The organism is Vibrio japonicus (assembly GCF_024582835.1).
In the GTDB taxonomy this organism is placed as follows: Bacteria; Pseudomonadota; Gammaproteobacteria; order Enterobacterales; family Vibrionaceae; genus Vibrio; species Vibrio japonicus.
Genome location: NZ_CP102097.1, coordinates 1,352,683 through 1,372,193 on the forward strand (window position 1 = coordinate 1,352,683; position 19,511 = coordinate 1,372,193).

The window sequence follows — 19,511 nt, forward strand, 5'->3', positions numbered from 1 at the left end:
AGTTAGCGACTGATTGGCTGGTGGAGCACTACAGTTGTATCTAACTTTTGTATGCCATTGAAAGATTCAATTTCATTACACAAGTGATGGATAGACTGTAAGTCTGGCGCTTCAATAAGGGCAATAATATTGAAGCTACCACCAACCACACTTGTCAAACGAACTTCAGGAATCTCTTTCAGGGCATTAGTGACTTCATTTTTTTTGCCTTTTTCACAAGAAATAAGCAGGTAGCTAGCTGCTTTTCGTCCTTCATTCTCCACTCGGATTTGTGCTGTATAGCCTTTAATAATCCCAGTTTTCTCCAATCGATTGATTCTTTCTGCCACAGCAGTACGAGACAAACCGATGTTTCGAGATAGATTCGCAATGGACTCACGCCCGTTAGATAACAGACTGGATAATATTTTACGATCTAGTTTGTCTAAGCCTTGTAAAGTCATGTTTGAGATCATGTGTTCTGCCTATTTAATTTTTATAAGTTATTTAATCGACTCTGGAAGTTTAAAGTTATACAACTCGGCCAGAGTAAATGGGTTTTTTCGCGTCAAAGGAGTGATAAGTACACTTAAATCCCTACCTGACACTTTTATGTCACTGACGAAGCTGCCGTCATGAGTGTTTGTCAGGGTCGATTCACCTAGCAATTTATATATCGCCCACTGACCACTCTTATTTAAAACGTGCTGTTTACCCTCATCTGTTACATCTTGTACCGTGATTGTGATATTGAAGTTGCCATTTCTTGGTGGCCACTCAACTTCACGAGCTCGGCTTGGACCGTGATAGTAGTTAATATATGAGTTAGCAATTTTTATGCTCGCTCGTATCGCACTAGAATCTAGGTCTAATACTTTTGCATTGAACGGAATATGGACGCGGTTTGTACTCTTATTGAACAATGTGTCTCTTATGACGTTATAATTTCGTAGTTGAGTCAAAAGAGTAGGGGATAATTGCATTGTTTTGCCATCCACCTGTTTTGGTCTCCACGAGTTTGTGTCATAAAAAGGTGCAAAATTCTTTTTGATGAATGTATCTAGTAAACCGCCAGAGGCAAGTAGTAACTCGAATTCTTCGACGGAAATCTCGTCGGTTGCAGAGAGATCAAACGGGTACTTACCCTGACCCATTTTTTTGAACTTAGTGTAGATCTCGCTGTACCAGCGGATTTGGATGCCATGTGATGCTTCAGTCATCAGAACCGACCAACTTTGATCGACGATTTCAAGCAACCAGTTTTTGACTGGCTCTGGCGATCTATGAGCAATTTGTTTTAGTTTGATGAGAGGATCGGCTTCTGTACTGCGCATACGTTTACGCGCAGCGGCTAACGCTGCCAACTGAGGGTTGGATGCATCGGCGATGTCTTTCATATAATTACGTAGATTGCCAAGCGCAGTGACCGTCTCATCCCATGGCGTTGGGGAGTTTGACGTTTCGCTAATCTGAAGCTGGTTTAACGGGTGGAAAGCTTGTTCAACTCGGCTCATCAGAAGGTAATCCGGTTTAATGGCTTCTTCCGCTAATTTCGAAACCGATTCCTCCGCGACAAGTAGTTTAGGGTTCACTCTAGAAATAAGCACATTCTTTTCACCCACTGGAGAAAACTGGGTATTGTCATAAACTTGTTTTAAAACAGTCGTCATAGGTGAAGATGGACCAGAGATAAGATCAATGGCATTTGCCAAGTCGCTGATATTGTTATGGTGCTGGATTTTTAGCTCACTTAAAGCGTTTCTCCAGTGGCTGATGTAATCGTCTGTGTATTTCTTACGTACTTGATCTTTAAATGCGTCCTTGTCTTGTTTGCTCGGTACGACATTGTCTGATAAGCCCAATACCCAATTGTCTGTAATGACTTGCTTAGATAAAAGATCAACGTGTGGGCGATAGAAGCTATTAAAGCCCGCCGACGTGTAGATTTTATCAATGTTCAACTCGTCGCTGTTACGTGGTGAAGCAAACACATGACTAAAATCAAATCCTACGGCACGAGGTAAATCAAGCGTGCCTAAGGCAATGGCGTCCGCTTGATTTAGAATTCCAGCGTAAACTAGATCGACATTAGAGTTTTCTAATAGGGAATGCCTTGTAGCACGGACCACATCCATGTTGATGTCCACAGGGGCAAACTGAGTGCTGAAATAGGTGTCTAGATAGAGCATTGCCTGATTAACAACATCCGGTTGAGAACTTAACCTGTTTAAAACGGTTAGCGTTTGATGACGCAGGAATTTAATGTCACGCTTTGATGGTTCACTGAGCATTAAATAGCCTTTCAGCAGTGGAAGAGGGTGAGTAGAGTCGTGCTGATTTTGTGTTAGCTGAGTTTGGTAGCCTTCTTCAATGACCGGCATGAGCTGTTTAGCCACGTCTTTCAAAAGTGACTCGTACGCAATGTTAGTGCTTTCATTCAATCGGCTGATGTGTAGAGGTAAGGATTCTTCTTCGAGTGCTGCTTTACCGCTTAACCAGGCACTGTAAGTCGGTCTAACCGAATGTGTTGCAGCGGACAGTAGCGAATCAAAGTCTGCTGATTTCGCAACTTGGTTATTGTCTTCTGCATCCAATAATTGGTTAATTACGTTAAGGTTGCTGCCGAGTGTCGTGACGAAGAAATATCCTCCTCCGGCAAGTAAAATGACTGACACGAGCATCGCCAAATGGCTTTGTCTTTGAATACGACGTAAGTAAGTTTGGTTTTCGCCTGCAAAATCACTTTCAGGTAAGATTTGAGAATTAACCAAAAACCTTGAAAAATAGGGAGTCTCTGTAAGCTGAGAGTGTTCAGACGCAATGATTGGCAAATTAAAATAGTTACTACAGCTCTTTGCTAAAAGGTTATATTTACGTCCGCCTTGCAAGCTAGAGCAGAAGAATATTTCTCTAATGTCTAGAGCATAAACGCCATTATTAACGTCACATAAGCGCTCTAGCACATAGCCGATTTCAGACTGACATAACTCAAATTGTTTAGGAAAAGAGAGGATTGCTTGCTTTTCATCAACATCGTGAGAATTTGCAGAAGCATCAAGTGCATTGCTCTCTAGCACTTTTACAAGATTACCGTAACCATCACGGTAACACTCTGTAATGACACCTTTCGCTTCTTTTAAGGGAATAGAAAGAAACTCAACACGCGTTTTTAACGTGCTGAAGTGCATGTACTCCTTGAAGCCCTCAAGCTTATCGAGTTTAGACATCATCATGTAAATAGGGAGTGCAGAAGATGTCTTTTCGCTGATTGAATTCAGTCGCTGCAGCAAAGTAGCAATTGTGTGATCTTTCTGCTCTGGTTCGGAGACAATTAGAAATTCGAAGTCTATAAAGAACAGGCAGCCTGAAAACGGCTTCCTTGGGTTGTGACGAATGACTTCTTCAATGAAAGTATTCCAGAGTGAACCATCACTGTTGGAGTCTTCTTGAAACGTAAGTCGGTGCTCTGGCTTTATGTATATGGCTTCATCAGACTCGTACCACTCGAAAAAGTCATTCTTATTCGTGCGAGATCGGTCTATTGGCTTTATTGCATTGGAATTGAATAGAAACTGGCGTCGTCCAGCCCCTTTGTTGCCAATGAGTAGGTAAACAGGCTTTGTGCCTGATTGAGAAAGAAGAGGCCGGATCACTAAAGAGAGTGTTTCTTCTTCCGTTTCTAATCTTACACTATTGGAATGGTTTTTTTTCTTAATCCACAAGGTTAATTGATAAATAAGATAAAAGGCTGCTACAACACCTAGCCCCAACCAAAGATAAAGTTGGTCAGTATCTCTAAACCAGACCAGGTATACGGTTGTCAATACTGTTGCTAATAGAAAAGCCACGACGCTGGAAACCATTAAAGGATTCCTAAGTATTTTTTGTTTGAACATAAGCCTATAGTTTCTTTATTTACATCTGCATTTTTAGTTGTTACCAGTCATTTTCTGATTAACATTATATTTATAGTGGTTAAGAAAAGGGTGAAACGTTCAGTGTCCTTTCCTGTTAGTGATTTCTCATACATGCCTTCTTATCTTCGTTATTAAAAAGGCTGAGCTAGCAAATAGAAAATACACTCATTTGACATTGAACACCGTTTTTGAGCTAGATATTTTATGAAAAAATTCGATCTAGTTACGAAAGTAAAAAACTGCAAACTGTCTTCTTTGTCTGTGCTTTTATTAAGCCAAATGGTTTTTATCTAGACAGTAAATGACTTTTCTCGTAATTCAGCTTTCAAACTATAATCAGTATCTTGAAGCGTTTTATAACTGTGGTGAATATATGGTTGTATATCTTGTAAAGCCTTATGTTTTTTAATGTTTTATTGAAGTGGCCAACTTTGCTCTAGGTTCATATTAGTCGCATACCGAAAATTTTTTAGATTGAACTCTTGAACGATTACATATGATGCCTGTAATTATTTTGTATTAAGTTGTTGATCTTAAGTTAAATTTTAAGATTTTCTTGTACTAAGAATGCGGAGAATACTTGGGCTGATTTGTGCTCTCACATAGTAGTTAGAAATCATAATTCTTCACGTTCAACGAAATAAATTAATTAACATAGTTTTGCCTTCCCGACAGTTACGCAGCGCAGTTCTTTGCAATCTGTAGGATTCTATATTTATTAATAAAAAATTGAATAAGATAAATATAACTAGCACGTCAATTTTGGTATTCATGCGGTAAAGATCTACATAATGAAGTTTGGTAATGATAATAGTGTTATTGTAGTTAGTGATGTGCGTTCCAAAACACGTCGGCGATGAATTTTATTGTCTGTATTGTAAATAACATCTTTTGCTAATAAAAATGGTTGAAATTGAAGTGTGGTTATTTTTTGATTTAACCCAATGTTTGTTTGGCACCCCTTGGTTATTGATGTCTTAATTGTATAAATTTAGAAAATACAATTGTGATAAAATGTTAATGCCTGGTTGTGTTTTGTGTCTGATTTTGTATTTCTTTGTTAAAGGCTAAACAAGTTGTGACTTCGGAGGTTATGTACGTATTGGTAGTTAATGTGTGGCTATTTGTAGGTGAATTGACTTATTTGACAGGGAGGATTTTTACCTTGTTGAAAAAGAGAAATTAATTGATATCTTTCGCCCTTAGGTAAAAAAGTATTCGTAGATGACCAAAGGCTAAGAGCAAGGCGGGCCAATTTGAGCTTTGGGTTATGGCGATGATCAGTACAGCAGTTAACTTAGGCCGCAACCCAGATGCATATATCCAAATCGTTCCAAATGCCGCCTTTATTCCCATGTTATCAATGAAGGAATCGGTGGAGTAGAACTCTCTATTTCAAAGCTATTTTAAAGGTTAGTAATGCGCTTAAATCAGCTAGTACTATTCATTTCCAAATGCCCAGAAGAATACACCGGCGCTAAACATATAGAAATGTCAGATGGTGGTGGTTCAATCGGTCGAGCTGCAGGTTGTACTTTATCCCTTAAAGACCACAACCGTTTCATATCCAGTACTCATTGCCTTGTCAGTGCCTATGGTGATACGTATTACATCAGCGATGTGAGTACGAACGGAACCATGGTAAACGGCCATAAAATATTAAAAAACCAGCCAGTCTCAATTTGTGATGGTGACATCATCACTCTAGGTCAGTATGAAATCGGTGTCGCTTTCGAGCGTGTTTCTGCAGAGCAGGATATAGCATCAGATATCGCCCCTGAACGTGTATCGAGCGATCCTTTGCTCACTTTAGGTGACGTTGTGACAAGAGACGAAACGCATAGCGACGACGTCGAAGATCTGTTTATAGAAACGAAACAAGATGATATTGATTGTCATGATCCTATTGAACACTTGACGTTTTCAATGCAGCGTGAAGATGACTATTTAATCAGGGATGAAAGCGAGTTGGATAGAGCATCGCCTAAACCGATTAAACATGTACGCCAAATCGCCGATGATAGCTTAAGTATTCATTCTGAATTTGATACACCAAACTTAATTCCTGAAGACTGGATGGCGGGAAGTGCTTCTAGCAAGGCAACGTTTACGCAATCTAATACGCTAAACGAAAATGAAATTATACCGGAAGACTTCCAGAAAGATCCGATCATTTCGCGTACAGATAAAACAAAAAGCTCATCTCAAAACTCGGCCCTTCAAAAAGCCCAACAAATCCATAATAAAGATTCCAACCAGAAGACGGTAGATAAAAATTGGGAAGATGTAACCCAAGCAATTACTCCTGCTAAGTTTGATGAACAGTTAGAGCAACCTGAAACACCGACAAAAGTAGGGCATTTAAACAGTACGTCAGATAAACAAAGCAGCACTATCCCAGCGAATGAAATTAGCCAAGCGTTTTTTGAAGGACTTGGGATCACGAACCCTGATTTGATAAGAACCGAAGCCTTGCTGTTTAGTCAGATGGGAAGATGTTTGCGCTTGTGTATGGAAAAACTGCAAAAGGAATTGCACGAAGTTGAAGCCTTAAAAGAAGAAAAAGACTTAACTCAGTCAGAATCTAACTTAATCGAATTGATGCTCACATTAAATAGTCAAAACTTGTTGGCACCGAACGAACTTATTGAACAAATGCTTGATGAAATTAATGATCATCAGTTGGTATTTAACACAGCACTCAATGAACTACTCCTTGAGCAATCCGAAATGAGTGACCCGGTCACGTTCTCTAATGAGTTTTCACAAAAATCAATATTCACAACCAAATCAAAGTTATGGGATGAATACTTGGCGTTTTATGCAAAAAATCGTAGCCAGTTAAACGAAACCTCTTTGAAAGGGTTGATCAGAAAGAACTACAACAAAGCGATGAGAGGAAGCCATGCGTAAGGTCGTTTTATTAATAGGATTTGCTTTGCTATCCGGATGCACTATGTGGGACCAGTTTAAAGAAACTACGGGCATTACGCCTGAAACCTCGTCTATTGAATTGTTGATTGAGGCGTCGCCAGTTCTCAATGAACGTGTCGGTGGGCAATCATCTCCCGTTGTTTTACGCGTTCATGAATTGAGCTCACCAGTACTGTTCCGTAGGTTAGATTTCTTTGCTTTGTTTGAAAGCGACAAAGCGTCATTGGGAGATGAATACATCAAACGTTATGAGTATGAAATTCAACCGGGTGAAAGTGTAGAGCAGTTACTGACGTTAGCTCCAGCGACAAGGGCTTTGGGATTCTCAGTGGCATTTCGCGATATCGACGGTTCTTCTTGGCGGAAAGTCGTCGAGATAGAAGCAAAAAGTAAATACGTTATGAAGCTTAATCTAGAAGGCAGCGACTTAATGACGGACGAAGATGGCGGCCTTGAGCAAGTTTACTTTTAAGGGAAACAAACATGTCTTTATACAACCCAGTTGTTTGGCAAGATGGAATGTTCATGAAGCCGCAGCATTTTCAACAGCTCGATCGGTCTCACAGTAAACGTTCTAGTATGCTTAGTGCTAATACATCACCACTTTATTGGGGTATTCAGCGGTTAGAAATTAATTCGCAACTGTTAGCACTTGGGAAAATAGGAATCACCCGAGCTGAGGGTATTCTTCAAGACAGAACCCCCTTTGATCTACCTTTGCAAGCGGAACTTCCAGAAGTGAAAGATGTTGATCCGTCTATCGCTAACAAAGTGGTGTATCTCTGTTGCCCATTGCCTTCTGAAAGGTCGAAATTGTTTGGCACGAAAAGAGATAGCGCGAGATATACGATGGAGTCTCAGGAAGCTGTCGATGCGTGTTATGACTCTGAAGATATGGCGAGCCTCGTTGTAGGTAAACTGAACTTCTGTTTGATGTTCGATCACGAAGACAAAAGTGCTTACACCTCGATTCCCATTTTGAAAATCTCAGAAGTTAAGCCAGATGGCAGTGTCATTTTGGATGAAAGCTTCATTCCTACATGCACTGACATTCAGGCTTCTAAAGTGTTGAGCAAGTTTACGACTGAATTTGCGTCTATGTTAAAGCACCGCGCAGAGTCTATTGTTCAAAGGTTAGGTGCTGTTGATCAGCAAGGCGTCTCTTCCGTTTCAGATTTTATGATGCTCCAGGCGCTGAATCGGTACGAACCTCTATTCTGGCACTTTGCGAATGTAGAAGGCATTCACCCCGAGGTGTTGTATCGCACTCTACTACAAGCGGAAGGAGAGTTGTCCACGCTTTGCTCTGCTTCACGTAGGCCAATCGAGTTCACCAAATATAATCATGGTGATTTAACCAGCTGTTTGTCGCGTGCACTTGATAGCGCGAAAATGACATTAAGCGTAATGTCTGAACAACGTGCTATTCCATTAGCACTAAAAGAGCAAAACTATGGTATTCGAACAGCGGCCATTCCAGACAGCAATCTTATTGGCAACACGACATTCGTTTTGGCAGTAAAAGCGGATGTGACGCTAGATGTGTTGCACACTCAGTTTGTTAGCCAGACTAAGATCGGCTCGATTGAAAATATCAGAGACTTAATTAACTTGCAGCTGCCAGGTATCGAAATTAAGCCAATGCCAGTTGTGCCTCGTTCGCTTCCATATCATGCAGGCTACACATACTTCGAGCTTGATAAGACTGGTGATGAATGGGCTGCATTGGAGAATACAGCAGCGATCGCCTTCCATATTACTGGTGACTTTGCGAACCTAACACTACAACTTTGGGCAGTACGTCTATGAGCTATGCAGAAACCGACGTTACCGTAGTTTTATTCCAACCGGAGCCAGGTAAGCCAATGGAGGTAATGCCCGCGCCGGACTTATCTCGAAATATTGCGGTACAAGACCTTAATATTGAAAGTATGGGTATCAACCCGTTGGTGGATCAGTTCTCTTGGTTGATCGCGAGCTTGTCCTGTATGTCGTCCATCCCTTGGCTAGATGATCCTATGCCATTTCGCGAGCAAGTAGCGCGTGAGATCCGAAAAGGCGAGCGTAAACTCAACGAAATGGAATTGGATCGCGCTTCGATACTGGTTATCCGTTACTGCTTGTGTGCTGCTATTGATGAAGCGGTTTTTCGTCAAGAGTGGGGCGCAAACAGCCCGTGGAGCCAGAATAGTTTGTTGTCAGAGTTCCATAATGAAACCTCAGGCGGCGACAAATTTTTTGTCATTCTAGAGAGAATAAAGGCTGATCCTAGAAAATATCGTCACGTGATTGAGTTTCTTTACCTTCTATTACAACTTGGTTTCCAAGGTAAGTATGGACGAGAAGAGCGTGGTGACGAGAAACTTGCAGAAATTGGTAACACCGTTTACCGGCTTGTGCGAGATGAGCGTTTGGCAGAACAAGAAAAAATCTCATTAGTAAACCTAAAAGCGAAATACATTAAAAAACCGCTAAAGAAGGTCATTTCGCCTAAGCGAGTTTTGGGCTTTAGCGCAGCCGCGTTTTTAATGATGTACGCCGTCACTTATATAGTCATTGATGTGAAGTTTCAGCAACTGCTTGATGTTTATCGATAAATAGTAAGTTATCAAAATGAGAACTTCTCCCAATATTAAAGCGAACTGTGCATTTTACTGGCTGTTTGGTGATATTAACTAGTTACTTAGAGAGATTGCAATGCGCAATCTCTTTTATTATTCACTTCATATTTATTCAAGTGGATTGGTCATGGGCGTAACAATTTGTGCAAATGGACTGAGTGTCGTTCATAAAGGCTCAGGCGGTGAAGCAAACGCAACACTTCCAGATGTTTGCTTAACTACCGTTGGTAAACCTGTTGTTCCGATTCCTTATGGAAACAACGTAAAAAAATAATATAAACCCAATAGATTCCACTACCATTGAAATATTAAGCGATATAGCATCTTTTGATTTAATGTTAATTTACAAAGGAAAGGGCTTGGAAGATGGGGAGGCCGGGTGTAATGTCTGCCAAAAAATGGGAGTAGGAGTTTACATTGGAAATAAAATAAAAAACTTCAAAAATAATTCAAGGAAATACCTACTAAATTAGAGATGGAATCATTTTCTTTCAAAGGTAATATAAATTTACGTGAACAAATAAAAAGGGAAAGCGACATGATGGATTTTTCAGTGATTTCTGAAGATTTAATGCGTAGTCCATCTCACTTCCAGTGTGTTGATAACCGAGAGTTCTTATATAGCACTAATAGCTTTCAACCAACAAGTAGCATAGATCCTATCAAGTGGTCTGATAGCAACACGCCTTCGAAGTATGTGCATCCGATCGCCAATAATGGTGATATATGTGTGACTAAAGAATTGGCGGAAATTATTATGAGTTTTGATCCTTATGGTATTGAGTTTTATCCCGCATCTCTCCTTACAAAGGATGGTGAGATTTTTGAAAGGTATATCCTTGCTATTAATAATACTCAAGATGTTGCTGACTTAGATAGGAGTGCGATTGAGATATCACCTTATGGAGGGGGTGTTATTATACATAGGTTATTTCTGAGTGCTGAAAAGTTGGAATCAATACCGGAAGAAAAGCGAGTCATTTACAGAGTTAAAGATGCAGGCTCGGCTGTTTTTTTTGATCCGAAAATTTATGAACTAATAAAAGATGATAGTAGGTTTTCGCTCTTAAGAAAACTTAAAAAGAATACATCTATGCGAGCGCCTAAATTTTAGGAAATAGTAATGAAAAAAGACTACGTAATCTTGACAAAACAAGACCAAACTAACTTTCCATTTCAAAAAACACCTAAGCCAATTGTATCAGTCGAGCCAGATTTGTTGTTGGAAATGACATTCTCACCAAAGCTATTTATTATTGGTGATATTGCTTCAAAGGTGGAACAGTTAGTACAGCATGGCGTAGAGTGGTTGGATGCGCGTGTTGACTGTTCACCTAGTCAACCGTCTGATGACCAGATTAAGGTATATGAAAATTATCGAATGCCCTATGTCCATCAAACGTACAAATTGACAGCGCAAGAAAAGCAGTACGGAAAATTAAACTGGCTTGATATTGAATGTACAGAGTTTGATTTTTCAATACTTGAAGGTGTTCCATTAGAAGAGCGTCTAATTTTCAAACTTGAAGAAGACTATGGATTGGTGTTCATTCATCGAAGCGTGATCGACTTGTTGAAAAAATACGTCAAAGATGTTTGGGTAAGAGATGTATAATAAGCGCCGAACGACGCTTGTTTTTTTAAACTGTTTGTATGTTTATACAAAACTAAAGTTTAAGGAGACGCTCTGAAATCTCGACCAGCAGTCGTTCATGTTTGGGCTGACAAATCGGCAATCATATTAAGGATTTCATATGGATTATTTCCTGTGATGATCAAGAGTGTAGTCGGATAAGTCCGGGTTTTAACAATGTTTATAGTCTCAATAGTTCTTATTGGACGATGCCTAGATACGGGAAGGATTATGAAACCATGACAACGAAGGGTAGGAACGTGAGCGATTATTTTTTTGCTAGGGAAAACAGCCCTATGCCTATGTTTGAAGTATCTGAAGAGTTTGAAGAAGCAGTATATAGCACTAGGTTCACTTTCCCAAGTAAGCCGATTCCTGTTCTCGCAAAATATAGACCAGAAGAAGATTATGAAATAACAAGTATCATATTGGAGCCTGAGTTTTCCATATCGAAAGTAACATACAATTCTATTGATATGAATAATATTTATGGTGTGAATTGGATACCTATTAAAGTTATAGATAAGGGTGAGCATGACTTCATGATGTTACAGCTAGCACATGAAATTGATATAATTGATCATGATCGGAGTGAGTTAAAAAGAGTTAAAAGAGGAAACATCTCCGGCATGAGAAAGTTAGTAATAGATGTTAATAAACTTTTAGCTTTGCCATTGTATAAAAGATTGATATTTAGAGATCAGTCTTGGGGGTTTCACATTTTTTATCATAAAAGTATTGTAGATAAAATAATGTCTCAAAATCCAACTGGTATCAAATTTGTCCCGATAGAAAATTTCAACGAGTCTTGGGCAGGATAAGATGTATATAAAATTTAATAAGGATAATTTAAGTACCCTATTACCAGGAAAAGACCAGTTATAGTGTCCCCAGCCCAGATCTGCTTATTTTTATTGAAGGTGAAGCTACATTTATAATTTAGGGGAATGTTTTAGAAAAGCTAAATGACTTTTGGCTGAAAGGTAAAGATCTCTGGAGTGGCAACTTCGATTTTGAAAGCCATTCTGATAATTATCAGAAGAAATTTAACGATTATAAGACAACTGATTTATTGCAGTTTCTTAGAAAAATGCCGGTTAGGCATGGCTAAATTTGTCAAAATAAACATGTGCTTACACAAATAATCACTAGGGGATAATTATGAATTTAAAATTGGATAATGACCATGTCAGATATTAACGAAGAATATTATGTACTAGTGTGTGGATCTGGAAAGGTGCCTTCGCCTTATGTAGCTGATACTAAAAGTCACTATTTAATGCTCCAAAGTCCTGCGTCACTTAAAAGACCGATTCAAGTTGAAACCGCAGCGGACCCTAATGATAGTATTCCGCTTATCGAAGCAATGGCAGCTCCAAGTGACCCAGTAATTTCGGAGAGAGTCAAGAAAGTGATTGAGTATTTTGATCTCTATAAAGTTCAGTTGTTTCCTGCCATATATACTCATAATGATGAAAGTGAGTATTCATATTATATTCTGGTGGTAGAGAATGTAATTAATGCCTATGACTTTAACAACGGCAAGTACTTTGAGAAGGAAGATGATGGTAGCGTTGATGCTATCAATTTTCGCTTAGATGCGAACAAATTGGCAATGATTCCTTTGGAAAAACGCTGCATTTTTACGATTAGAGGTATGTCTGAGTATTTAGTTCATAGATCTGTAGCTGAACCGTTAATGGCTTTAAATGCTAGCGGACTTCGCTTAGTACCGCTTCTTCAGTGGGATATTGGTTTCGAGATGACAGTTTAATAGAGTAAATAATTATGAACGATTATCAGGTTTTTCATCGCAGTAAACAGTATCAACAAAATAATAGCCTTATACAGGCGAGTAAAGAACGTATGATGGAAATGCAACCAGATTTGGTAGTGGATTTTTGTCAATGCCCACGTTTCTTCTTTGCCGAAAAATTTGCGGATATACTTTCAGCAATGAACCCAAAAGGGATAGAACGCATTAAAAATCCATTTCGTCCGCATTTGGATGACGAAGTGCAAATTGATATAGGTACAGACGATGAACTAGAAACGATTGATGACATCGACTACGTTTTTTTCCACATATTTAATCGCTATGATGTATTGGATCTAGACACGACGCACTGGAACTGCGAGGCACCTTCAATTGGCTCGATCTCCAAACCGGTATTGGATGAGAGTAAACTTAATACGATCCCTCTAGAGGAACGCTTAATATTCAAGTTAGATCAAGATCCTTCATTCGTGTTTATGCATAACAGCGTTGTAGATGCGATGTTGAAGGCGAATATGCAAGATATTTGGGTACGCTGGGGTGATTGAATTGATTCGTATTGTTCAAGGTTGAAACTTCCCCTTAAAACCATTTAAGTACACTTTAATATTCGTGAGAAGCTTAAGAAAACCTAAAAAGAACACGTCTATATGTACGCCTAAATTTTAAGAAGAAAACCATGATAGAAGATTATGCTATCTTGACAAAACAAAATTCCATTAATGGGTATCAGTTAATCTGACGTTAACAACTTCTGTTAGAGCAGCGTGTTGTTGAAGACAATAGCGGAATAAATTAAAATCATGCATTTCTCAATTATTAGTGAAGATTACCGGGCTCCGAGCACTAGCTTTACATGTATAGACAATAGAGAGCCCTTATACAGCAAGTCGACCTTAGAACCGACTAGTTCATATGAACCTATTGTATGGGAAGCAACGGATGGTTCAATCAAAGGGGTTGGTAACATTGCTGACAATGGCGATCTTTGTGTAAGCAAAGAGTTAGCTGAATTAGTAATGAGTTTTGATCCTTACGGTATTGAATGTTATCCCGCAGAGCTTAGGTTCCGAGATGGAACATTAAATAAGCGATATATACTTGCGATAAACAATATTGTTGATGCGATGGATGAGCTTAAGTCTAGAACAAGGAAATCGCCGAAAAGAAATAAAATTCTTGTTATGGAGTTATATTTATCTGAAGAGAAGCTCAGACAAGTCCCTTTTCATAAAAGAGTGCTATTTAGAGTACATGGAGCGGAAACAGCTACGATTTTTTGTGAGGAGATTTATGATCTTGTGAATTGTGGAAATATGTTTAATGATTTAAGAACGTTAAAACTAGACTGTGACAAAGAAGTTCCAAAGTACTAAAAATGACACATAGAAATTCAACGACAAAAAATATCAGGGTGAGGCTCACATCAATCCAGAAAAGAAGATGACATGTAAGCGAATAATCATGAAGGACTTGGAATTCGACGTACTTAAGTGAAAAATGTCGAAGTTAGGATACTAATATGAACTATTACTTACTATATAGTAAATTCGAAGAAGATGAAGGGAGTTTTAGTGTTCAAGAGCCATGGGATAGTGTGCTAAATTTCTATACTTCACAAGAAAAAATGTTTAACAGCAAGCCCTATATAACAGTTGATCGGTGTTACGCTGAAACAGGTATGTCTGACTATTTAAAAATAGGAGTAGGTATGCTTGCTAGTAACAGGGTTCAGAAAATATTTTTTGATAATGGTTTTTTAGGGGCTCAGTTTATTCCTGTCACTGTAGAAAATGATGGCTTATATCATAGTTATGCTTTTGTGAATGCTATAGCAAATTATGATCTTCTAGAGCCGGAAGCTTCGGAAGCAAGCCGTTTCAACCGTAGACTAGGTGTATATAGAAATGTTTATGAAGAAAAGATCGATATAGAAAAATTCAAGTCAACTTCTATTACCCATGACTGCTTTACTTTGTCTAGTTATAAAACTTCTTACTATGTTAATGAAAATGTAAAGGATGCTTTAGAAGCTGCTGGAGTGACTGGCGTTGAATTTATACCTATGGAGTTTGCATGATTGAACAAAAGTACAAGCAAGATGGCTTGCTCTCTGAGACTAGATCTAATTCATTGTTTCCAAAACTAGCAGATTTAGTTTTAGTGTTCTTTCCTTCACCTGGTGTTTTTGTCAAGGATTCACTGAAGGTGCCGGATACATTTACGGTTGAAACCGCTATATATTATGAGGCAAATGGCGAGCCCTTTGACGATATGTATGTATTCTTACCGGCTGTCTTACAGAGGCAGTATGATTCAGGCCAAAGTGGCTCTGGTGTTGTTTATGAAAAAAATACACTAAAGCTTGAACCTGAGTTAGTTCAAGCTTTAGTTGAACAATCACCTAGTACCATTGAACATCGTTCAAACTAATTTCTGTATGGATGCACTAACTAACTGCATCCATCACGTTTCTATGCTTTAGGCCAGATCTTTATATGGCAGATTGTTCGCTAGTATATTTCTTCCTTAATAGCTTTGATTCTGGGCACTAGGGCCTCTGCGAATACGACTCAAAGAGAAAAAGTAGGGCATATATGTGCTGTGAATTTCCCACGACACTATCGTTTAAGTAGGCCTTTCTCGTTCAGATAAGGCAAGATGTGGGGGCGTGACTCGCCAGCTAATTTGGTCGTCACTTCTTGCGACCAAGTGCTTTGTTTTTGGTTACTTGAACGGTTTGCGTAGTAATCGTGCATCTTTTGATCGTAGCTTTCAATATCAGCTAAGTTCAGTGTTTTGTATTGATTTTCGTGTACGATGACGTGCGCAGGTAAACGAGGTTTAACCTCAGGGTTTTGATCTGGATGTCCAAGGCACATACCAAATAGAATCGCAGTATTTTCAGGTAGACCTAACAATTCATCTACGTGTTTGGCATTGTTTCTTAAACCACCAATATAGACACCACCTAATCCCATAGACTCAGCAGCGAGTAGACAATTTTGCGCCATAATGCCAGAGTCGACCGCACCAATCAGCGTGAGTTCTGTAAAGTCTGCTTGTACATCCGGGTTGATACTGGCGTGGCGTTGATAATCAATGCAGAACACTAAAAATTCGGCGGCATTTTCAACATAAGCTTGGTTGCCTGCGAACTGAGCCAAACGTTGACGTTTCTCTTTATCAGTTACGCGGATGATAGACACCACTTGCAGTAGGCTCGATGAAGAAGCGGCAAGGCCTGCTTGCAAAATAGTATCCAGTTGATTGCTGTCGATGGGCTGTTGAGTAAACTTACGAATTGAGCGATGAGCTAATATGGTTTGAATAGTGCTATTCATGCTGATTTAACATCCTTTTGATATTGTTCTGCCATAATACTGACGACTCACCTTAACGGTATTTAGCGACTAGGTAAACCATCTCAAACCCGTGTACTCGAAGCTTCTAAACAGCAGGGCTCCGATTTAAGAAATGCTAAGGATTCATTCTTTGGCTTTGTTTTGACTAATCTCTCTTTTCTTAACATTATCAATTGTTGTTTTTCCGAATTACCCCAGAATGACGCCATTCAACGCGCAACGTCAGATTGCCGTGAACTAAAATCATTATAAAGCTGCTTATCTGGAAGTATTATGAAAATCAAACCCCTCCCACCCTTGAACAGCTTAGTTGCGTTTGAGGCCTCTGCTCGACACCTAAGCTTTACCCTCGCGGCTGACGAACTGAATGTCACACAGGGGGCAATTAGTCGCCAAATTAGACAGCTAGAAGAATATTTGGGCAAAGCGATGTTTACACGTGCGAATCGTAGTATCAACTTAACGCCAACTGGGCTGCAATATTACCAATCGATCAGCCAGTCCTTACTCGATATCGCTCAAATCACTGGCGAAGTGAAAAAGTGGCAAGGTGAACAAAAAATTACGGTTGCGACCACCAACGCAATGGCGGCACTGTGGTTACTGCCTAAAGTGGCGGAATTTCAAAACGAACACGATGACATTGATATTCGCATATTGGCCTCAGACAACATCCTCGATTTGCGTCGCTTAGATTGCGATATTGCGCTGTTCTATTGCCGGACGCCGCCTGCGGAAATGGAAGTTACCACGCTTTTTTCAGAAGAGGTCTTTCCGGTTTGCAGCCCGCTTTATCTGGACAAAATAGGGCACCCGACGGAACCCGAAGAGCTTTTCAGTAAAACCTTGCTTTATTTGGAAGATTCCCAGCGAGATTGGGTGAACTGGGAGCAGTGGTTTAGTGGTGTGGGATTGCCCAATATGACGCCACGGAATCGCATGAATATTAATAACTACCCAATGTTGCTACAAGCGGCAATCAATGGACAGGGCATCGCCTTAGCCTGGGGTTCTCTGGTGGATGATTATCTGCAAAGTGGCGCTTTGGTTAGGCCAGTTGAACACGTGTTGTCTACGCCATCTAAGTTTTCGATGCTAGAGCCGAAAGGAAGAGGACTGATTCCTGCCAGTGTTAAACGCTTTCGTGAATGGTTACTACAGCAGCTTCCAGAAGAAGTTGGGGAAAGGGGATTGGTATAGGCGACAGTGTATCTGTCTCGTGTAAAGGTAAGTAAAAATGAAAAGCGGGAATCAAAGTTCCCGCTTTTTTATTTTAATGACAGTGGCTTATGTGAGAGCTGGTTTTTGCTCTAAGCTACTGCTTTGCTCTGATTCCATTGCAGCCTGTGGCGTTGCGTCAACTTTTGCTTCAACCAGTGGCTCGACAGGGCCATCTAGCTTGTCTTGCTCTGGGTGTACGTGCTCAGGGAGCATCGCCCAAGGTTTTGGTTCGCGTCGGATACTATGGAACAGTGTCAGGCTCATTACTGCAATGAAGATCGCAATAGGGAAGCCCGCAATAATAGAGGCCGTTTGCATCGCTTTTAAGCCACCCGCATAGAGTAGTACGCCTGCAATGGCCGCAATCATAATGCCCCAAAGTACACGAATGGATTTGGGCGGTTCACTGTCCCCCGCAGCATCCAACGTACACAGAACCAGTGTTCCAGAGTCGGCAGAGGTAATGAAGTAAGTGCCAAGCAGCATACAAGCTAGCACACTGAGCAATTTACCGAACATGCCCGTATCTAGGTTATCAAACAGAGTAAACAGTGCGCGTGTGGTGTCTGCTTTGGTCGCTTCTAAGATCGGGCCACCTGTGTAGGGTGCCGGTGCCGCTTGACCTGCCTCTTGAGCTGCAACCACTTGCGCTTCGTGTGCTATACGCGCATCTTGTTCTACTTTCAGTGCTGCGCCGCCGAACACAGAAATCCACAAGAAGGTGATCAATGTTGGCACAATCAACGCGCCCCCAATCAATTCACGGATGGTGCGGCCTTTTGAAATACGCGCAATGAACATGCCCACGAACGGTGCCCAAGTCATCCACCAAGGCCAGTAGTATGCTGTCCACCAGTTTTGCCAGCCTGAGTCATTTTGTGCATCGCTCCAAAGGCTCATTCCCACAATATTCTGCGCGTATAAGCCAGTGCTTTCGAGCAAAGTGTTGAGAATGTAGCGAGTAGGGCCGATGTACAGCACGACAAGAACTAGCATAAGTGATAGCAGCATGTTCCACTCTGACAGGCGGCGAATGCCTTTACCCACACCAGACAGCACTGAAGCGACGGCACAAGTACACAAAGCAACGATGATAAATAGCTGTATGCCTAAGCTGATATCAAGCCCGAACGCTTGGTTGAGGCCAGAGTTAATCTGAATGACACCCATCCCCAAGGTTTGAGAAATACCAAACGCAGTAACCGCGACAGTCAGGATATCGACGGTGTGACCAATCGGGCCATAAATGCGATCGCCGATCAAAGGGTGCAGGATAGAGCGTAGCGTAAACGGCAAATCTTTACGGTATGAAAAGTACGCCAAAGCTAGCGCGACAATAATGAAGACTGACCACGGGTGCAGGCCCCAGTGGAAAAAGGTCAGCTTCATTGATGTAGTGGCTGCTTCATTGGTCAAACCCTGAGTAAATGGGTTATCGGCGTAGTGCCACATAGGCTCAGCCACAGACCAGAAAATCAAGCCAATCCCCATACCACCAGAGAAGAGCATCGAAATCCAAGACAGATAGCTAAACTCTGGCTTTTCATCGTCTTTACTTAAGCGAATATGGCCGTAACGGCTGACCATTAGATAGATTAGAAACCCGACAACCAGAGAGACGAGTCCAATATAAAACCACTTCATATTCTGCAAAAGAATACCCGAAATAGTCTCAAAGTATTGACCCGCTTGGTTGGCGAGAATGGCACAGAAAAGTACAAAACCGATCACGACGATCTTAGATGCGATCGTTACGGTCGGATTGAGTCCTTTCAAAATCCCTGATGTTGCTCTCATTGGAGTCCCTCACATTGCTTTTGTTTGTTGCGCTATTGATTGTTTCTTTATTGTTAAATTTTTGAAAAGAGTAGAGAGAGCCCACCTCTGTTTCAACTGATTAATACTCATCGATTGATGAGTATTAATCATGCAAACAATAATCTTGTCAATTACGAGGTCACTTTATTGTTCTGGATCAATGCACGGATGACAAAAACTCATCCATGCCCTTCGAAAAAGTCGTTTGTTTGTTGCGAGGTTGTTAATCAATATAAGCATCACTAA

The 19,511-nt window shown here is 40.4% G+C and carries 18 protein-coding genes; 14 read left to right on the plus strand and 4 right to left on the minus strand.

The genetic code is table 11. From position 1 onward, the window contains the following. Window positions 1–2: 2 nt before the first annotated feature. Window positions 3–455: an Lrp/AsnC family transcriptional regulator gene (locus tag NP165_RS19535; RefSeq protein ID WP_257086131.1), complete on the minus strand. Its 453-nt coding sequence runs from the start codon at window positions 453–455 to the stop codon at window positions 3–5. A gap of 27 nt (window positions 456–482) precedes the next feature. Further along, window positions 483–3,875 (minus strand): type VI secretion system membrane subunit TssM, encoded by a 3,393-nt coding sequence (gene tssM / locus NP165_RS19540; RefSeq protein ID WP_257086132.1) that lies wholly within the window; start codon window positions 3,873–3,875, stop codon window positions 483–485. A gap of 1,440 nt (window positions 3,876–5,315) precedes the next feature. On the opposite strand from tssM, the gene tagH reads away from it, so the two are divergent. The 13 genes from tagH (at window position 5,316) to NP165_RS19605 (ending at window position 15,294) form a co-directional block, all read left to right on the plus strand. Then, window positions 5,316–6,809, plus strand: coding sequence for a type VI secretion system-associated FHA domain protein TagH (gene tagH, locus NP165_RS19545; protein ID WP_257086133.1), 1,494 nt, complete (start codon window positions 5,316–5,318; stop codon window positions 6,807–6,809). Beyond that, window positions 6,802–7,302: a type VI secretion system lipoprotein TssJ gene (gene tssJ / locus NP165_RS19550; protein ID WP_257086134.1), complete on the plus strand. Its 501-nt coding sequence runs from the start codon at window positions 6,802–6,804 to the stop codon at window positions 7,300–7,302. The genes tagH and tssJ overlap by 8 nt, the downstream gene beginning before the upstream one ends. An 11-nt stretch (window positions 7,303–7,313) precedes the next feature. Next, on the plus strand, window positions 7,314–8,639 hold the full coding sequence (tssK, locus tag NP165_RS19555) for a type VI secretion system baseplate subunit TssK (RefSeq protein WP_257086135.1): 1,326 nt from the start codon (window positions 7,314–7,316) through the stop codon (window positions 8,637–8,639). After that, entirely contained in the window at window positions 8,636–9,427 is a 792-nt protein-coding gene (gene icmH, locus NP165_RS19560; protein WP_257086136.1) for a type IVB secretion system protein IcmH/DotU, read from the plus strand. Before tssK ends, icmH begins: the two co-directional genes overlap by 4 nt. A gap of 151 nt (window positions 9,428–9,578) precedes the next feature. Continuing rightward, on the plus strand, window positions 9,579–9,725 hold the full coding sequence (locus NP165_RS19565; RefSeq protein WP_306439769.1) for a PAAR domain-containing protein: 147 nt from the start codon (window positions 9,579–9,581) through the stop codon (window positions 9,723–9,725). Between the two features lie 264 nt (window positions 9,726–9,989). Continuing rightward, the gene (locus NP165_RS19570) at window positions 9,990–10,565 is read left to right on the plus strand and encodes a hypothetical protein (RefSeq protein WP_257086137.1); all 576 of its coding nucleotides are present in this window, start codon (window positions 9,990–9,992) and stop codon (window positions 10,563–10,565) included. 9 nt (window positions 10,566–10,574) lie between these two features. Beyond that, complete coding sequence (locus NP165_RS19575; protein ID WP_257086138.1) at window positions 10,575–11,066, plus strand: hypothetical protein; 492 nt, start codon at window positions 10,575–10,577, stop codon at window positions 11,064–11,066. A gap of 278 nt (window positions 11,067–11,344) precedes the next feature. After that, window positions 11,345–11,905, plus strand: coding sequence for a hypothetical protein (locus tag NP165_RS19580; protein WP_257086139.1), 561 nt, complete (start codon window positions 11,345–11,347; stop codon window positions 11,903–11,905). Window positions 11,906–12,270: 365 nt separating this feature from the next. After that, on the plus strand, window positions 12,271–12,858 hold the full coding sequence (locus NP165_RS19585) for an imm11 family protein (protein WP_257086140.1): 588 nt from the start codon (window positions 12,271–12,273) through the stop codon (window positions 12,856–12,858). Window positions 12,859–12,950: 92 nt separating this feature from the next. Further along, window positions 12,951–13,409, plus strand: a complete 459-nt coding sequence (locus NP165_RS19590) for a hypothetical protein (protein WP_257086141.1) — start codon at window positions 12,951–12,953, stop codon at window positions 13,407–13,409. Between the two features lie 255 nt (window positions 13,410–13,664). Then, the gene (locus tag NP165_RS19595) at window positions 13,665–14,237 is read left to right on the plus strand and encodes an imm11 family protein (RefSeq protein ID WP_257086142.1); all 573 of its coding nucleotides are present in this window, start codon (window positions 13,665–13,667) and stop codon (window positions 14,235–14,237) included. A 146-nt stretch (window positions 14,238–14,383) separates the two neighbouring features. Then, entirely contained in the window at window positions 14,384–14,941 is a 558-nt protein-coding gene (locus tag NP165_RS19600) for an imm11 family protein (RefSeq protein ID WP_257086143.1), read from the plus strand. Beyond that, window positions 14,938–15,294 carry a hypothetical protein gene (locus tag NP165_RS19605; protein ID WP_257086144.1) on the plus strand — a complete coding sequence of 119 codons (357 nt, stop codon included), beginning with the start codon at window positions 14,938–14,940 and terminating at the stop codon, window positions 15,292–15,294. Before NP165_RS19600 ends, NP165_RS19605 begins: the two co-directional genes overlap by 4 nt. A 188-nt stretch (window positions 15,295–15,482) precedes the next feature. On the opposite strand, the gene nfsA is transcribed toward NP165_RS19605, so the two are convergent. Beyond that, the gene (nfsA, locus tag NP165_RS19610; protein ID WP_257086145.1) at window positions 15,483–16,205 is read right to left on the minus strand and encodes an oxygen-insensitive NADPH nitroreductase; all 723 of its coding nucleotides are present in this window, start codon (window positions 16,203–16,205) and stop codon (window positions 15,483–15,485) included. Between the two features lie 294 nt (window positions 16,206–16,499). Between nfsA and gcvA the strand changes: the two genes are divergently transcribed. Beyond that, complete coding sequence (gcvA, locus tag NP165_RS19615; RefSeq protein WP_257086146.1) at window positions 16,500–17,426, plus strand: transcriptional regulator GcvA; 927 nt, start codon at window positions 16,500–16,502, stop codon at window positions 17,424–17,426. 87 nt (window positions 17,427–17,513) lie between these two features. Here the strand turns inward: gcvA and NP165_RS19620 are convergent, their stop codons facing one another. Then, window positions 17,514–19,244, minus strand: coding sequence for a BCCT family transporter (locus NP165_RS19620; RefSeq protein ID WP_257086147.1), 1,731 nt, complete (start codon window positions 19,242–19,244; stop codon window positions 17,514–17,516). Window positions 19,245–19,511 lie beyond the last annotated feature (267 nt).

Coding starts and splice junctions, on each gene's coding strand:
- tssJ (WP_257086134.1), top strand. CDS start 6,802: ATGCGTAAGGTCGTTTTATTAATAGGATTTGCTTTGCTATCCGGATGC.
- gcvA (WP_257086146.1), top strand. CDS start 16,500: ATGAAAATCAAACCCCTCCCACCCTTGAACAGCTTAGTTGCGTTTGAG.
- tagH (WP_257086133.1), top strand. CDS start 5,316: ATGCGCTTAAATCAGCTAGTACTATTCATTTCCAAATGCCCAGAAGAA.
- NP165_RS19595 (WP_257086142.1), top strand. CDS start 13,665: ATGCATTTCTCAATTATTAGTGAAGATTACCGGGCTCCGAGCACTAGC.
- NP165_RS19585 (WP_257086140.1), top strand. CDS start 12,271: ATGTCAGATATTAACGAAGAATATTATGTACTAGTGTGTGGATCTGGA.
- NP165_RS19565 (WP_306439769.1), top strand. CDS start 9,579: ATGGGCGTAACAATTTGTGCAAATGGACTGAGTGTCGTTCATAAAGGC.
- nfsA (WP_257086145.1), bottom strand. CDS start 16,205: ATGAATAGCACTATTCAAACCATATTAGCTCATCGCTCAATTCGTAAG.
- NP165_RS19570 (WP_257086137.1), top strand. CDS start 9,990: ATGATGGATTTTTCAGTGATTTCTGAAGATTTAATGCGTAGTCCATCT.
- NP165_RS19575 (WP_257086138.1), top strand. CDS start 10,575: ATGAAAAAAGACTACGTAATCTTGACAAAACAAGACCAAACTAACTTT.
- NP165_RS19590 (WP_257086141.1), top strand. CDS start 12,951: ATGATGGAAATGCAACCAGATTTGGTAGTGGATTTTTGTCAATGCCCA.
- tssM (WP_257086132.1), bottom strand. CDS start 3,875: ATGTTCAAACAAAAAATACTTAGGAATCCTTTAATGGTTTCCAGCGTC.
- NP165_RS19535 (WP_257086131.1), bottom strand. CDS start 455: ATGATCTCAAACATGACTTTACAAGGCTTAGACAAACTAGATCGTAAA.
- tssK (WP_257086135.1), top strand. CDS start 7,314: ATGTCTTTATACAACCCAGTTGTTTGGCAAGATGGAATGTTCATGAAG.
- NP165_RS19605 (WP_257086144.1), top strand. CDS start 14,938: ATGATTGAACAAAAGTACAAGCAAGATGGCTTGCTCTCTGAGACTAGA.
- NP165_RS19620 (WP_257086147.1), bottom strand. CDS start 19,244: ATGAGAGCAACATCAGGGATTTTGAAAGGACTCAATCCGACCGTAACG.
- icmH (WP_257086136.1), top strand. CDS start 8,636: ATGAGCTATGCAGAAACCGACGTTACCGTAGTTTTATTCCAACCGGAG.
- NP165_RS19600 (WP_257086143.1), top strand. CDS start 14,384: ATGAACTATTACTTACTATATAGTAAATTCGAAGAAGATGAAGGGAGT.